Origin of the sequence: Cellulomonas sp. PSBB021 (assembly GCF_002240455.1) — a bacterium.
In the GTDB taxonomy this organism is placed as follows: Bacteria; Actinomycetota; Actinomycetes; order Actinomycetales; family Cellulomonadaceae; genus Cellulomonas; species Cellulomonas uda.
In genome coordinates this window covers 1,254,701-1,269,932 of sequence record NZ_CP021430.1, presented here as the reverse complement: position 1 = coordinate 1,269,932, position 15,232 = coordinate 1,254,701, and the positions used below count along the sequence as shown (strand labels likewise).

Sequence of the window (15,232 nt, the reverse complement as noted above, 5' to 3'; positions counted from 1 at the left end):
GGCTCCGGCGAACCGGTCCGGCTCGCTGAACTGATCGTTCACCCCCGAAGACGCGTCGACCTGGGACCAACGGTCCATGTGCCTCGGGTCACATGTGGACGCGTATACACCGCGCCGACGCAGGTCAGGACGCCGCGATCTGCTCCGCCGCGTGCCGCCCGACGCGCGCCATGAGCGGGTAGTCCTCGGGGTGGGCCAGGAACACGGGCACGAGCCCGGCGGCCCACGCCCGGGCCCGGCGCCAGGTCGCGTCGTCCCACGCGCGCATCTGTGCGGTGCGTCCGACGAACGCCTCGCGGCCTGCGACGTCGAACGTCAGCCAGCCGGTCGCGAGGTCACTCGCGGGGTCGCCGTGCCCCAGGTCGCCGAAGTCGAGGAGCGCGGTGAGCCGGCCGGCGTCGCTCACCAGGTTGCCGGGGTGCGGGTCGCCGTGGACCCAGACCGGCGCTCGGTCCCACACGGGTGCGGCCAGACCGTCGCGCCATGCGTCCACGAGAGCCGCACGGTGCGGGATGCCGGGCGCGTCGGTGAGCCGTGGGCCGACGACGTCGGCACGTGACGCGAGCGAGCAGCCGCGGTACGGGTTGACCGGAGCGTCGGCGGGCGCGGGCACGTGCAGCGCCGCGAGCGCCTCGGCCAGCTCGTGCGCCCACGGCGTGCGCTCGGTGACGTCGGTCGCGGCCACGACGCTCCCGGGGAACCACGGCACGACCGTCCACGGCCACGGGTAGCGCGCCGACGGGCGGCCCGTGCGCACCGGGGCCGGCACGGGCACGGGTACCCGTGCGGCGAGCTGCGGCAGCCACCGGTGCTCGGTCGCGACGAGGGGCGCGCTCACCTCGCGGACCGGGAAGCGCAGCGCGAGCGTCTCGCCGAGCCGCCAGGTGATGTTGTCCCACCCGTGCACGCGCCCGTGCAGGGACAGGTCGGCGAGGTCCGGGTGCTGCTCGACGAGCAGGTCCCGCGCGAGCGCAGCGCTCACCTCGACCTCGATCAGCGGGTGCCGTGGGCCGCTCACGTGGGCCCGCTCGGCTCGAACCTCTGCCGCTCGAACGCCCGGGTGCGGTCCCACGGGACCGTCCACCCCAACCCGTCGAGGATCCCGTCCAGCACGAGCGCGGTGAAGCCCCAGACCAGCACGCCGTCACCGACGACGAACGCGGGAGTGCGGAGCCGGCCGCGCACACCGGCGTGCTCGACGACCCCGCGTCGGGCCGGGTCCAGCAGCTCGGCGACCGGCGTGCGGAACACCTCGACGGCCTCGCGGTGGTCGACGGCCGCGACCCGGGACGGCGTCGCCCACCACGCGACGACGGGGGTCACGAGGTTGTCGCTCACCGGGAGCGGGACGTCCGCGAGCGTGCCCAGCACCTCGACGCCCGCGGGGTCGAGACCGGTCTCCTCGACCGCCTCACGCACCGCGGCCTCGCGCGGGCCGGCGTCCTGCGGGTCGAGGCCGCCACCGGGGAACGCCACCTGGCCAGGGTGGTGCCCGACCGTCGCGGATCGGCGCTGCAGCAGCACGTCGAGGTCGGCCGGCACGCGTGGCACCCCCGGCGCGTGCGCGGGGAGGTGGTCGAGCACCCCGAGCAGCACCAGCACGGCCGACCGGCGCGCGCGAGCAGGGTCGCGCAGCGCACGCGCGGGGTCCACGGGCCAGCGCACGCCGCGCTCGACGAGCGCCACGAGCTCGTCGCGTGCGTCCGCAGGGCTCAGGGGTCGACCGGGCGAGCTCACCCGCGCGTCCGCACCTGCTCGGCGAACAGCTGCACGACCTTGCGCGCGGCGGGCACGAGGGTCGGCAGCACGCGGGCGCCGTCGAGGCGCACCTGCTCGACCTCGTCGTCCTCCAGGCCGCCCACGAGCCCGGGCGTACCGAGCCACAGCTCGAGCATCGACGCGTCGACCTCGAGGTGGAACTGCACCCCGAGCGCGCTCCCGGCGCGGAACGCCTGGACGGGCGTGACGTCCGACGACGCGAGCAGCGTCGCGCCCGGCGGCAGGCCGACCGCGTCGGAGTGCCAGTGCAGCACGGTGGGACGCGAGCCGAGCGGGCCGAGCACGAGGTCGTCGTGGTGGACGTCGACCGGTGCGAACCCGATCTCCGTGCCGTGCCGGCGCAGCAGCGGTGCGCCCAGCGCCATGCCGAGCAGCTGGGCGCCGAGGCACACGCCGAGCACCGGGACGTCCGCCTCGACCGCGGCTGCGAGCAGCCGCCGTTCGGCGGCGAGCCCGGGGTGGCCGCGGTCGTCGTCGGCGTCCATCGGACCGCCCATGACGACGAGGCCGGAGATCTCCGCGACGTCCGGCAGGGCGGGGTCCGCGGTCCCGACGACCGTGCGCACCCGCACCGGCGCGTCCAGACCGGGCGCGATCATGCCCGGTCCCTCGTACGGGACGTGCGTGAGGACCAGGACCGGGCGCACGCTCACCACCCGTCCGGGAGGGGGCGGCCCTCCTCGTAGCCGGCGGCCGACTGGATGCCGACCGTCGCACGGTCGTGGAGCTCGTCGAGCGTCGCGGCGCCGACGTACGTGGCTGCGGACCGCACCCCGGAGGTGATGTGGTCGATCAGGTCCTCGACGCCCGGCCGGCGCGCGTCCAGGTACATGCGCGAGGACGAGATGCCCTCCTCGTACAGCGCCTTGCGTGCCCGCTCGAACGCCGAGCCGCCGCGCGTGCGCGCCGCCACCGCCCGCGCGGACGCCATGCCGAACGACTCCTTGTAGAGCCGGCCCGAGCTGTCCTCGTGCAGGTCGCCGGGCGACTCGTGCGTGCCCGCGAACCACGAGCCGATCATCACCTGCGACGCACCGGCCGCGAGCGCGAGCGCGACGTCGCGCGGGTGACGCACGCCGCCGTCCGCCCACACGTGCGCGCCGAGGCGGCGCGCCTCCGCGGCGCACTCGAGGACGGCCGAGAACTGCGGCCGTCCGACGGCCGTCATCATGCGCGTCGTGCACATCGCACCCGGGCCGACGCCGACCTTGACGATGTCGGCGCCCGCCTCGACGAGGTCGCGCGTGCCTTCCGCGGTCACGACGTTGCCCGCGACGACCGGCACCTGCGGGTCGAGCGCGCGCACCGCGGCGAGCGCGTCGAGCATCTTGCGCTGGTGGCCGTGCGCGGTGTCGACCACGATCGTGTCGATGCCCGCCTCGAGCAGCGCCGCGGCCTTCGCCTTGACGTCGCCGTTGATGCCGACCGCGGCCGCGATGCGCAGGCGGCCGGAGTCGTCCAGCGCCGGGCGGTAGATGGACGAGCGCAGCGCGCCGACCTGCGTGAGCACGCCGACGAGCACGCCGTCGCGGACCACCGGGGAGAACCGGCGCCGGCTCGAGTGCAGCTTCTCGAACGCCGCCTCGAGCCCCCGCGCACCGCCGGCCTCGACGACCTCGAGGTCGACGGTGGTGGGGTGCGCGGTCATGACGTCCTCGACCTGTGTGAAGCGGTCGACGCCCTGGCAGTCGGCCTCGGTCACGACGCCGAGCGGGCGGCCGTCCGCGACGACCACCGCGGCGCCGTGCGACCGCTTGCCGATGAGCGTCAGGGCGGTGTGCACGGTGTCGTGCGGAGAGACGACGACCGCGCTCTCGACGACGGGGTGCGCGCCCTTGACGGACCGCACGACGTCCTCCACGACGTCGACCGGGATGTCCTGCGGGATGACCGCCATCCCGCCGCGGCGCGCGACCGTCTCCGCCATGCGGCGGCCCGCGACAGCCGTCATGTTCGCGACGACCACGGGGATCGTCGTGCCGGTGCCGTCGGTCGTCGCCAGGTCGACGTCGAAACGTGAGGTGACCTCGGACCGCGTCGGGACGAGGAAGACGTCGCCGTAGGTCAGGTCGGAGGTGGCCGAGTGGCCGGGCAGGAATCGCATGAGGGGTACCCCTTTCCGATGCATGTTACCCGGCGGGGGTACCACCGGCCGGTCCGCCGCCGTGGCCGCCGGTCGGGCCCGCGGGAGACGCCGTCAGTCGCCGAGCGTGTCGATCAGCCAGTCCAGCGCGACGGGCAACGCACGGAGCACCGAGACGTGCCCGTCGTGCGGGCGCTCCCACAGCTGGGCGTCCGGCAGCAGGCCGAGCAGGCGGCGGCTGTGCGTCGACGGGACGACGCCGTCGAGATCGCCGTGCACGAGCAGCACGGGCGCGCGCACGTCACGGGGGGAGAACCCCCACGGTGAGGCGTAGGCGACGTCGTCGTCGACCGCGCCGTCGGGCCAGGCCTCGCCCGCGGGCCCCGCGTCGGCACCGAGCGCGGCCCACGGGCCGTCCAGTACGTGCCAGTCGGCGTCGACGAACCCCGCGACGCCGTCGTCGTCCACGCGCGCCCGGGCCTCGCGCCCGGCGGACGCCGCTCGCAGCGCGGCGTCCGAGGCCATGCCGGCGGCCCAGTCGAAGCCCGGGTCGAACGGCGCGAGCCCGGCGATGCTGACGACCGCCGTCGCACGCCCCGGCAGCAGTCCGGCGCACGCGAGTGCGTGGGGGCCGCCCCCGGACGCCCCGACGTGCGCCGCGCGCGGCACGTCGAACGCGTCGAGCACCGCCGCGACGTCGCCTGCGGCCGACGCCACGTCCCGGCCGGGCGCGGGCGACGACCCGCCGTACGACGGTCGCGCGTAGGACACGACGCGCAGGCCGCGGGGTCGCGCTGCGGCGAGCACGGGCTCGAGCAGCGCGCCGGACTGCGGCGTGCCGTGGTGCCACACGACGACGGGTGCGTCCGGGCGTGCGTCGCTCGCGTGCGCGCGCAGCACACGGCCGTCGGGCAGGGTCAGCGTGCGGGACGTGGTGGCCACGGCCCGAGTATGGGTCCGGGCGCCCACACGCGCCGCGGGGGCGCCGGCTCGCTAGGGTCGCCGTCATGTTCGTCGCGCTCACCGGGATCGGCCTGTCCATGGCCGCGGGCCTGAACGCCTACATCCCGTTCCTCGTGGTCGCGCTCCTCGCGCGCCTGACCGATGTGGTGACTCTGCCCGACCCGCTGGTGTGGATCGAGTCCTGGTGGGCGATCGGCATCGGCACCGTGCTGCTGCTCGCGGACGTCGTGCTCGACAAGGTGCCCGTGGTCGACTCGGTCAACGACGCGGTGCAGACCGCGATCCGGCCGCTGTCCGGCGGCGTGGTGTTCGCCGCGACCTCCGCCGCCGCTGACCTCGAGCGGTCGGACTGGGTCGAGCGGCACGCGTGGGTGCCGTTCGTCGCCGGGGTGCTCGTCGCGGCCCTCGTGCACGCTGGCAAGGCGACGGTCCGGCCCGTGGTGAACGCCGCGACGCTGGGGGCCGGTGCGCCCGTCGTCTCGACGGTCGAGGACGGCACCTCCGTGGGGCTGAGCCTGGCCGCGGTGTTCGTCCCGGTCCTCGTCCTCGTGCTGCTCGTCGCGCTCGTCGTGGCGTTCGTCGTGCTCCGGCGCCGGCGGCGTGCCGCGACGCGCGGGCCCGACCCGGCCTAGAGTGGGACGTCCGCCGTCGCCGCGCCCACCGGTCACGGGCGAGCGGGCGGGCACCAGGACGAGGGAGGCAAGGACCGCGTGGCACGTTCGCTGCTGTCGTCCATCCGCACACCGGCGGACGTCCGGGCGTTGCGCCCGGGCCAGCTGGACGCGCTCGCGCAGGAGATCCGCACCTTCCTGGTCGACCAGGTCGCGCGCACCGGCGGCCACCTCGGCCCGAACCTCGGGGTCGTCGAGCTGACGATCGCGATGCACCGGGTGTTCTCCTCGCCGCGGGACACGTTCGTGTTCGACACCGGCCACCAGTCCTACGTACACAAGCTGCTCACGGGACGCCAGGACTTCGCCGCGCTGCGGCGCCGCGACGGCCTGTCCGGGTACCCGAGCCGCGCGGAGTCCGAGCACGACGTCGTCGAGAACTCCCACGCCTCCACGGCGCTGAGCTGGGCGGACGGCCTCGCCAAGGCCAACGAGCTGCAGGGCCGCTCGGACCGGCACGTCGTCGCGGTGATCGGTGACGGGGCGCTCACCGGCGGCATGGCCTGGGAGGCGCTCAACAACATCGCCGCCGCGCAGGACCGTCGGCTCGTCGTCGTCGTCAACGACAACGGCCGCTCCTACGCGCCCACGATCGGCGGCCTCGCGATGCACCTCGACGCGCTGCGCACCACGCAGGGCTACGAGAACGTGCTGTCCTGGGGCAAGCGCACGCTCACGCGCTCCGGCCCGCCGGGACGCCTCGCGTACGACGCGCTGCACGGCCTCAAGAAGGGCATCAAGGACGTCGTCGCGCCGCAGGGCATGTTCGAGGACCTGGGTCTGAAGTACGTCGGTCCGGTGGACGGGCACGACGAGCAGGCCGTCGAGCGCGCGCTGCGACGCGCGCAGGCGTTCGGCGGCCCGGTGATCGTGCACGTCATCACCGAGAAAGGGCGCGGCTACACGCCCGCCGAGCAGGACGTCGCGGACCGGTTCCACGCGGTCGGCGTGATCCACCCCGAGACGGGGCTGCCGGTCGCACCGTCGCGGTTCGGCTGGACGAGCGTGTTCGCCGACGAGATCGTCCGCATCGGCCGGCGCCGGCCGGACGTGGTGGCGGTCACCGCGGCCATGCTCCAGCCGGTGGGTCTCGCGCCGTTCGCGGCGGAGTTCCCGGACCGCGTGTTCGACGTGGGCATCGCGGAGCAGCACGCCGCGACCTCGGCCGCGGGCCTGGCGTTCGGTGGCCTGCACCCGGTGGTCGCCGTGTACGCGACGTTCCTCAACCGTGCGTTCGACCAGGTGCTCATGGACGTCGCGCTGCACCGCGCGGGCGTCACGTTCGTCCTGGACCGCGCGGGCATCACGGGCGACGACGGCGCGAGCCACAACGGCATGTGGGACATGGCGATGCTCGCGATCGTCCCGGGCCTGCGGCTGGCCGCCCCGCGCGACGAGGCGACGCTGCGCACCGCGCTGCGCGAGGCGGTGGACGTCGACGACGCACCGACCGTGGTCCGCTACCCGAAGAGCGCGCTCGTGGCCGAGATCCCCGCGCTCGAGGACCTCGACGGCCTGGACGTGCTGGCGCGCCACGAGGCCGCGGACGTCGACGCCCGGCGCGTGCTCGTCGTCGGCGTGGGGTCGATGGTCGGCACGGGGCTCGAGGTGGCCGAGCAGCTCGCGGCGCACGGGCTGCACGTGACGGTCGTCGACCCGCGCTGGGTCCTGCCGGTCCCGGAGGCCCTCACGAAGCTCGTCGGCGAGCACGACCACGTCGTGACGATCGAGGACGGTCTCGTGGACGGGGGAGTCGGGTCGCACGTCGCGCAGCGCGCGGTCGAGCAGGGCGTGGTCGTGCCGGTCCAGTCCTTCGGCGTGCCGCGCGAGTTCCTGCCGCACGCGACGCGCGACCAGCTGGTCACGGCCCTGCGGCTCACGGCCGGCGACATCACGCGGGACGTGCTGACGGCTCTGTCCCGGCGCTGACGCGAACAGGTGTGATTCGGGGCACACGGGGTACGGGACCAGGGTCCCGAGACATCCCATCATTCGCTCCGTAGGTTCGGTGGTACCGGACCGATTCCACGAGGAGCGAAGATGTCCACCACCGCCGTACCCGGCACCGACAACCTCGAGGCGACGACGCCTGCAGCCTGGGCGGGGTTCGTCGCCGGACCCTGGGTCGACCACGTCGACGTGCGCGACTTCATCCAGCGCAACTACACGCCCTACGAGGGTGACGCGGCGTTCCTGGCCGGCCCCACCGCGCGGACCACGGGCATCTGGTCGAAGCTCTCCGAGCTGTTCCCCGAGGAGCGCGAGAAGGGTGTCTACGACGTCGACGCCGCGACCCCGTCGACCATCACCTCGCACGCCCCCGGGTACATCGCGAAGGACGACGAGGTCATCGTCGGCCTGCAGACCGACGCGCCGCTCAAGCGCGCGATCATGCCGAACGGCGGCTGGCGCATGGTCCAGACCTCGCTGCAGACGTACGGCTACGAGGCACCGCAGGAGATCGTCGACATCTTCACCAAGTACCGCAAGACGCACAACGACGGCGTCTTCGACGTGTACCCCCCGGACGTGCGCGCCGCGCGCTCGTCGCACATCATCACCGGCCTGCCGGACGCGTACGGCCGCGGCCGCATCATCGGTGACTACCGTCGCGTCGCGCTGTACGGCGTCGACGCGCTGATCGACGCCAAGAAGCTCGAGAAGGCCGAGCTCGACATGGAGCGTTCGGTCGAGGACGTCATCCGGGCCCGCGAGGAGCTGGCGGAGCAGATCCGCGCGCTGGGCGAGCTCAAGCAGATGGCCGCGTCCTACGGCTACGACATCTCGGGCCCCGCGACGACCGGCCGCGAGGCCGTGCAGTGGCTGTACTTCGGCTACCTCGCCGCGGTGAAGGAGCAGAACGGCGCCGCGATGTCGCTGGGCCGCACGTCCACGTTCCTCGACATCTACCTCGAGCGCGACCTGGCCGCCGGCACCATCACCGAGGAGCAGGCGCAGGAGATCATCGACGACTTCGTCATCAAGCTGCGCATCGTCCGGTTCCTGCGCACCCCCGAGTACGACAACCTGTTCTCGGGCGACCCGACGTGGGTCACCGAGACCATCGGTGGCATGGGCGAGGACGGCCGCACGCTCGTCACCAAGAACTCGTTCCGCTTCCTGCAGACCCTCTACAACCTGGGTCCGGCGCCCGAGCCGAACATGACGGTCTTCTGGACCGACGCGCTGCCCGAGGGCTTCAAGAAGTTCTGCGCGCAGGTGTCGATCGACACGTCCGCCGTGCAGTACGAGTCCGACGACCTGATCCGTGCCGACTGGGGCGACGACGCCGCGATCGCGTGCTGCGTGTCCCCGATGCGGGTCGGCAAGCAGATGCAGTTCTTCGGCGCCCGCGTGAACCTGGGCAAGGCGCTGCTCTACGCCATCAACGGCGGCCGCGACGAGGTGTCGGGCAAGCAGATCGCCCCGGTGTCCGCGCCGGTCGAGGGCGAGTTCCTCGACTACGACGACGTCATGGCGAAGTTCGACAAGACGATGGACTGGCTCGCCCAGACCTACGTCGACGCGCTCAACTGCGTGCACTACATGCACGACAAGTACGCGTACGAGCGCATCGAGATGGCGCTGCACGACCGCGACATCCTGCGGACCATGGCGTGCGGCATCGCGGGCCTGTCGGTCGTGGCGGACTCGCTGTCGGCCATCAAGTACGCGAAGGTGCGCGCGCTGCGCACCGCGGACGGTCTCGTCACCGAGTACCAGGTGGAGGGCGACTTCCCGACCTACGGCAACGACGACGACCGTGCCGACGACATCGCGGTGTACCTGGTCGAGACGTTCATGCGCAAGATCCGCCAGAACCCGACGTACCGCGGCGCGCTGCACACGCAGTCCGTGCTGACCATCACGTCGAACGTCGTGTACGGCAAGGCGACGGGCTCCACGCCCGACGGCCGGCGCCACGGCGAGCCGTTCGCCCCGGGCGCCAACCCGATGAACGGCCGCGACACGCACGGCATGCTCGCCTCCGCGCTGTCGGTCGCGAAGCTGCCCTACTCGCAGGCGCAGGACGGCATCTCGCTCACGTCGTCGGTCGTGCCCTCGGGCCTCGGCCGCACGCGGGACGAGCAGATCGCCAACCTCGTCGGCCTCCTGGACGCGTACACGATGTCCCACGGCTACCACATGAACGTCAACGTGCTGAACCGTGAGACGCTCGTCGACGCGATGGAGCACCCGGAGAACTACCCGCAGCTCACCATCCGCGTGAGCGGCTACGCCGTGAACTTCGTCCGGCTGACGCGCGAGCAGCAGCTCGACGTCCTGTCGCGGACGTTCCACGGCGCGGTCTGACACGACGCCGCCGGGGTGGGTCCGTCCCGCTGACACGCGGACCCGCCCCGGTCGGACCCCCCCTTCCCGCACCCCCAGAGGAGACGACGATGAGCACGGTGACCGACCCGCAGGTCGGGGCCCCGGTCGTCCCGCTGGGGATGCCGCTCGTCGGCGGCGCGCACGGGCGCGTGCAGGGTGCGGGCACCGAGGGCCTCGAGGAGGCCACGAACGAGGACCGGTCCGCGCGGCTCGCCGCCGTTCGGGCGGGCGAGGTCGGGTCGGTCCACTCGTGGGAGCTCGTCACCGCGGTGGACGGGCCCGGGACCCGCATGACGGTCTTCCTGGCCGGCTGCCCGCTGCGCTGCCTGTACTGCCACAACCCGGACACCATGGAGATGCGTCGCGGCACGGACGTCACGTCCGACGAGCTGCTCGCGCGGGTGAGCCGCTACCGCGGCGTCATGCGTGCGACGCACGGCGGCCTGACGATCTCCGGCGGTGAGCCGCTCATGCAGCCCGCGTTCGTGCGGCGCCTGCTGCGCGGCGCGAAGGCCATGGACGTGCACACCGCGATCGACACGTCCGGCTACCTGGGCGCGCAGTGCACCGACGAGATGCTCGACGACCTCGACCTCGTCCTGCTGGACGTGAAGTCCGGCGACCCGGAGACCTACGAGCGCGTCACGGGCCGTGAGCTCGAGCCCACGCTGCAGTTCGGCCGGCGCCTCGCGGCGCGCGGCGACACGGAGGTCTGGATCCGCTTCGTGCTCGTGCCCGGCCTGACGGACGACGTCGAGAACGTCGAGAAGGTCGCGCAGTACGTCGCGTCGCTCGGCGAGTGCGTCACGCGCGTCGAGGTGCTGCCGTTCCACCAGATGGGCCGCGACAAGTGGGCCGAGCTGGGCATGCGGTACGAGCTCGAGGACACGCAGCCGCCCAGCCCCGAGCTGGTCGAGCGGGTGCGCGGTCAGTTCCGGGCGCGCGGCCTGCAGGTCTTCTAGAACGCGCTGACCTGCTCGGGAGCACGCTGGGGGCGGCTCAGCGTCCGCACCAGTGCGTCCTGCCCGTGCCGGCGCAGCGCGAGGTCGGTCAGGAGGGTCAGCACGGGCGACAGCGCCTCGGGCGCGAAGCGCGGTGCCGGGACCGACAGGCTCGCGGCCAGGTCGTCGGAGTGCACGACGATCTCGAGCAGGCGGGTCGCGACGAAGTCCTCGATCGCCATGGCCGCACCGGTCCAGGGCACGACGACCACGGGCGGCGCGGTCGTGAGCGCGACGTCGAGCCGTGCCGCGACCTCGACCGCCGCGGCGGCAGCCGCCTGCGGGCCCGCGGCCGCCTGCTCCTCGCCGCGCTCGCGCACACCAACGTTCGACGGGCCGTCGAGGTCCTCGCGGATCCACACGGCGTTCGCGTAGTGCGTCGAGACGGGGATCGGCTCGGCCAACCGGGAGTCGTGCGGGTCGTGGGCCGCGAGCGTCTCGACGATCCGCTGCGGCTGGTTCACGAGGTGCCAGGTGAGCGCCCCGACGCTCATGCCGGCGCACGCCGACTCGTCGTGCCAGCGCGTCGTGATCTCGGGCCAGGCGACGAGGCCGGCGAGCAGACGCGACGCCCCCACGGCCGCGCGGGGGTCGAGGGAGCCGACGAAGGTCAGATCGGGCCACATGGGGACAACCTTGTCACGTCCGCTGGGTGAGGAGGTGGGACCGCGCGTGAGAGCGGCCGCACCGTGGGTGCGACCGCCCTCACGCGTCGTCGTGCGGTCAGGTCGTGCGGTCAGGTCGTCGTGAGAGCGCGTGGTCAGAGCGCGCTGTCGGGCCGCGTGGTCACGCTGTGGGGACGTTCGCCACGCCGTCCGGCAGCAGCCGGCGCCCGAGCACCCGCTCGCTGCAGCCCGTGCGGTCCAGGTACGGCGTGATCCCACCGAGGTGGAAGCCCCAGCCGGCACCCAGGATCATGCACAGGTCGATCTGCTGCGGGGTGGCGACCACGCCCTCGTCGAGCATGTGCCCGATCTCGCGCGTGAGGGCCGTGAGCACCGAGTCGAGGACGCCCGCCTCGTCGAGCGGTTCGCCGAGCGGCTCGGCCTCGCGGGCCGCGTCGAACGTCGCCTGGATCGCCGGGTCGACAGGCTTGGGCAGGCCCTTGCCGGCGGCGGGCAGCACGACGGTCGTGCCGTCCTCGACGAGCCTGGCCAGACCGGGGGAGCGGGGGAACCGCTCGCCCAGGTCCTCGCGCAGCGAGGTGAGCACGTGCAGGCCTACGGCCGGACCGACGAGGTCGAACAGCTCGAACGGCGGCATGGGCAGGCCGAGCGGCCGCAGCGCGCGGTCCGCGACCTCGACGGGCGTGCCCTTCTCGACCGCGTCGACGATCACGCCGAGCAGCAGCACGAGCAGGCGGTTGACGACGAAGCCCGGGCGGTCGGCGACGAGCACGGCCGTCTTGCGGAGCCGGCTCGCGACCGCGAACCCCGTGGCGAGAGCCTCGGGCGAGGTGCGCTCGGCCTGCACCACCTCGACGAGCGGCATGGCGGCGACCGGGTTGAAGAAGTGCAGCCCGACGACGCGCTCGGGATGCTGCAGGTCCGCCGCCATCTGCGTGACCGACAGGGCGGAGGTGTTCGTCGCGAGCACCGCGTCAGGCGAGACCACCTGCTCGACCTCCGCGAACACCCGCTTCTTGAGCGAGAGCACCTCGGTCACCGCCTCGATCACGAGGTCGCAGTCCGCGAGGTCGGCGAGGTCCGTGGTGCCACGCACGGAGCCGAGCAGGCGCGACGCTGCCGCGGGCGACAGCCTGCCGGTCGACGTGAGCCGCTCCACGCCCGAGCGGACCGCCTCGAGCCCCTTGGCCACGCGCTCGTCGTCGAGGTCGCGCATGACCACCGGTACCCCGAGGCGCTGCGCGAGCAGCAGTGCGATCTGCGCCGCCATGAGCCCGGCGCCGACGATCCCGACGCGCGTCACCGGGCGGGCGAGCGCGGGGTCGGGTGCGCCGACGGGTCGCTTGCCACCCGAGACGAGCCCGAACGCGTAGACCGACGCGCGCATCTCGTCGGACAGGATGAGGTCGGCGAGCGCCTCGTCCTCCGCGGCGAACGCCTCCTCGCGCGAGCGGTCGCGCGCGTGGGCGACGAGGTCCAGCGCCCGGTACGGAGCGGGCCGCGAGCCGTGGATCGTCGCGTCGAGGCGTGCGCGGGCGGCGTCGGTCACCGCGCGCCACGTGGCCTCGTCGTCGAGCTCGCGGCGCGGCACGACGACCTCCCCCCGCAGGACGCGCGCGGCCCAGCGCACGGACTCCTCGAGGAAGTCGGCCGTGTCGAGCACGACGTCGACCAGCCCGATCCGCTCCGCCTGCTGCGCGGTGAACGGCTTGTTCGCCGCGGGCCGCGTGAGGATGACGTCGAGCGCGTCCTGCACGCCGACGAGCCGTGGGACCAGGTACGCACCGCCCCACCCCGGCACGAGGCCGAGTCCCGTCTCGGGCAGGGCGAGCGCGCGGACGTCGGCGGCGGCCGTGCGGTAGTCGCAGTTCAGCGCGAGCTCGAACCCGCCGCCGAGCGCGACGCCGTTGACGAACGCGAACGTCGGCACGCCCATGTCGTGCAGGAGCCCGTACGCGGCGTGGCCGCCCCGGCCGAGCTGAAGAGCCTCCTCGCGGCTCGTGACGCCCGCGACCTGCGTGAGGTCGGCGCCGGCGGCCAGGTAGTACGGCTTGCCCGTGACCGCGACCGCCTGGACCTCGCCGGCGCGCACGCGGTCGCGCACCGACGTCAGCGTCGCGGTGAGCTCCGCGATGCCCGTCGGGCCGAACGTGGTGGGCTTGGTGTGGTCCAGGCCGTTGTCGATCGTGACGAGGGCGAGCGTGCCCGCCCCGTCGGGGAGGCGGACGTCGCGCGCGAGGGCGTGCGCGACACGCTCGGTGCGCGGCGAGCCCACGGCGCGGCTCGTGGGGTCGTTCGTCGTGGGGGTGGGCGTGGGGGTGGTCTCGCCGCTCACGGGGCGACCTCCTCGTCGATCGGCGCGGCGCCGGCCGCGGTGGTGGCCGTCGGCTCGTACTCGGCGTGGTGCGGGTTCTCCCAGATGACGGTGCCGCCCTGGCCGAGACCGACGCACATCGTCGTGAGCCCGTAGCGGACCTCGGGCCGCTCGGCGAACTGGCGGGCGAGCTGCGTCATGAGGCGGACGCCCGACGACGCGAGCGGGTGACCCACGGCGATCGCACCGCCGTACGGGTTGACGCGCGGGTCGTCGTCCGCGATCCCGAACGCGTCGAGGAACGCGAGCACCTGCACGGCGAACGCCTCGTTGATCTCGAAGAGCCCGATGTCGTCGATCGTCAGACCCGCACGCTCGAGCGCGCGGTGCGTCGCGGGCACCGGACCCACGCCCATGATCTCGGGCTCGACGCCCGCGTACGCGAAGGAGACGAGCCGCATGCGCACCGGCAGGCCGAGCTCGGCGGCGGTGTCCTCGGCGGCCAGGAGGCACGCGGTGGCGCCGTCGGTCAGCGGCGCGGAGGTGCCCGCCGTGACGCGCCCGCCGGGGCGGAACGGGGTCGGGAGCGCGGCGATCGCCTCGAGGGTCGTGCCCGGACGGGGCGGCTCGTCGGCCGTCGCGAGGCCCCAGCCCCGCTCGGGGTCGCGCGTGGCGACGGGCACGAGGTCCGGGTCGATCTTGCCCGCGGCGAGCGCGTCGACGTACTTGCGCTGGCTCGCCACCCCGTACGCGTCGGCGCGCTCGCGCGTGAGGCCCGCGTCGCGGTCGTGCAGGTTCTCGGCCGTCACGCCCATGTTGAGCGCGTCGGCCGCGACGAGCCGCTCGGACAGGAAGCGCGGGTTGGGGTCGGCGTCGAACCCCATGGGGTGGTGGCCCATGTGCTCGACGCCGCCGGCCAGCGCGACGTCGGCCGCGCCCACGCCGATCTGGCCCGCGAGGTTGGTGACCGCGGTCATCGCGCCGGCGCACATGCGGTCGATCGCGTAGCCGGGCACGCTGCGCGGCAGCCCGGCGAGCACGCCGACCGTGCGGCCGAGGGTCAGGCCCTGGTCGCCGGCCTGCGTGGTCGCGGCGATCGCGACCTCGTCGACCCGCTCGGGCGGGAGCTGCGGGTGGCGGCGCAGGAGCTCACGGACGGTCTTGACCGCGAGGTCGTCGGCGCGTGTGTGGCCGTACAGGCCGTCGGGGCGTGCGCGGCCGAACGGGGTGCGGACCCCGTCGACGAACACGGTGCGACGGACGGCGGGGGCGGCGGGCATCGGGGCCTCCTGAGGGACGACGGTGTCCAGGGGTGGTCAACGACCGGGAAGCGCTGCGGGTGTCCCGCGACCTGCACGGACGTCGGGACCTTCGACCCATGGGGCCGAAGTTACCCGAGAGTAACATCCGTCGCCCGACCCCGGGCGGGTTCCGCGCAGCGATCCGGGCTCAGGCCCGGC

Annotated in this window: 12 protein-coding genes; 4 read left to right on the top strand and 8 right to left on the bottom strand. The window is 73.9% G+C overall.

The genetic code is table 11. The features are described 5' to 3' along the window. Nucleotides 1–124 precede the first annotated feature (124 nt). The 5 genes from CBP52_RS05745 to CBP52_RS05725 form a co-directional block, all read right to left on the bottom strand. Nucleotides 125–1,018 carry a phosphotransferase gene (locus CBP52_RS05745; protein WP_094180184.1) on the bottom strand — a complete coding sequence of 298 codons (894 nt, stop codon included), beginning with the start codon at nucleotides 1,016–1,018 and terminating at the stop codon, nucleotides 125–127. Further along, nucleotides 1,015–1,737 (bottom strand): CoA pyrophosphatase, encoded by a 723-nt coding sequence (locus tag CBP52_RS05740; RefSeq protein ID WP_232514672.1) that lies wholly within the window; start codon nucleotides 1,735–1,737, stop codon nucleotides 1,015–1,017. Before CBP52_RS05740 ends, CBP52_RS05745 begins: the two co-directional genes overlap by 4 nt. Next, nucleotides 1,734–2,432, bottom strand: a complete 699-nt coding sequence (locus tag CBP52_RS05735; RefSeq protein WP_232514671.1) for a type 1 glutamine amidotransferase — start codon at nucleotides 2,430–2,432, stop codon at nucleotides 1,734–1,736. The genes CBP52_RS05740 and CBP52_RS05735 overlap by 4 nt, the downstream gene beginning before the upstream one ends. Further along, the gene (locus CBP52_RS05730; protein WP_094180183.1) at nucleotides 2,429–3,883 is read right to left on the bottom strand and encodes a GuaB1 family IMP dehydrogenase-related protein; all 1,455 of its coding nucleotides are present in this window, start codon (nucleotides 3,881–3,883) and stop codon (nucleotides 2,429–2,431) included. Before CBP52_RS05730 ends, CBP52_RS05735 begins: the two co-directional genes overlap by 4 nt. A gap of 93 nt (nucleotides 3,884–3,976) precedes the next feature. Then, nucleotides 3,977–4,804: an alpha/beta fold hydrolase gene (locus CBP52_RS05725; RefSeq protein WP_094180182.1), complete on the bottom strand. Its 828-nt coding sequence runs from the start codon at nucleotides 4,802–4,804 to the stop codon at nucleotides 3,977–3,979. A 65-nt stretch (nucleotides 4,805–4,869) separates the two neighbouring features. Here CBP52_RS05725 and CBP52_RS05720 point away from each other — a divergent pair, with 65 nt between their 5' ends. From CBP52_RS05720 to pflA, 4 genes are all read left to right on the top strand, one after another. Further along, complete coding sequence (locus tag CBP52_RS05720) at nucleotides 4,870–5,457, top strand: DUF4126 domain-containing protein (RefSeq protein ID WP_094180181.1); 588 nt, start codon at nucleotides 4,870–4,872, stop codon at nucleotides 5,455–5,457. A gap of 78 nt (nucleotides 5,458–5,535) precedes the next feature. Further along, a complete protein-coding gene (dxs, locus tag CBP52_RS05715; protein WP_094180180.1) occupies nucleotides 5,536–7,425 on the top strand; it encodes a 1-deoxy-D-xylulose-5-phosphate synthase in 1,890 nt (629 codons plus the stop codon). 111 nt (nucleotides 7,426–7,536) lie between these two features. Continuing rightward, on the top strand, nucleotides 7,537–9,810 hold the full coding sequence (pflB, locus tag CBP52_RS05710) for a formate C-acetyltransferase (RefSeq protein ID WP_094180179.1): 2,274 nt from the start codon (nucleotides 7,537–7,539) through the stop codon (nucleotides 9,808–9,810). A gap of 89 nt (nucleotides 9,811–9,899) precedes the next feature. Next, a complete protein-coding gene (gene pflA / locus CBP52_RS05705; RefSeq protein ID WP_094180178.1) occupies nucleotides 9,900–10,793 on the top strand; it encodes a pyruvate formate-lyase-activating protein in 894 nt (297 codons plus the stop codon). Here pflA and CBP52_RS05700 read toward each other — a convergent pair. The 3 genes from CBP52_RS05700 to CBP52_RS05690 form a co-directional block, all read right to left on the bottom strand. After that, nucleotides 10,790–11,458, bottom strand: a complete 669-nt coding sequence (locus CBP52_RS05700; protein WP_094180177.1) for a maleylpyruvate isomerase N-terminal domain-containing protein — start codon at nucleotides 11,456–11,458, stop codon at nucleotides 10,790–10,792. The two genes, pflA and CBP52_RS05700, sit on opposite strands and share 4 nt — an antisense overlap. A 160-nt stretch (nucleotides 11,459–11,618) precedes the next feature. Then, the gene (locus tag CBP52_RS05695) at nucleotides 11,619–13,733 is read right to left on the bottom strand and encodes a 3-hydroxyacyl-CoA dehydrogenase NAD-binding domain-containing protein (RefSeq protein ID WP_094182195.1); all 2,115 of its coding nucleotides are present in this window, start codon (nucleotides 13,731–13,733) and stop codon (nucleotides 11,619–11,621) included. Nucleotides 13,734–13,789: 56 nt separating this feature from the next. After that, a complete protein-coding gene (locus tag CBP52_RS05690; RefSeq protein ID WP_094180176.1) occupies nucleotides 13,790–15,052 on the bottom strand; it encodes a thiolase family protein in 1,263 nt (420 codons plus the stop codon). Nucleotides 15,053–15,232: the final 180 nt, after the last annotated feature.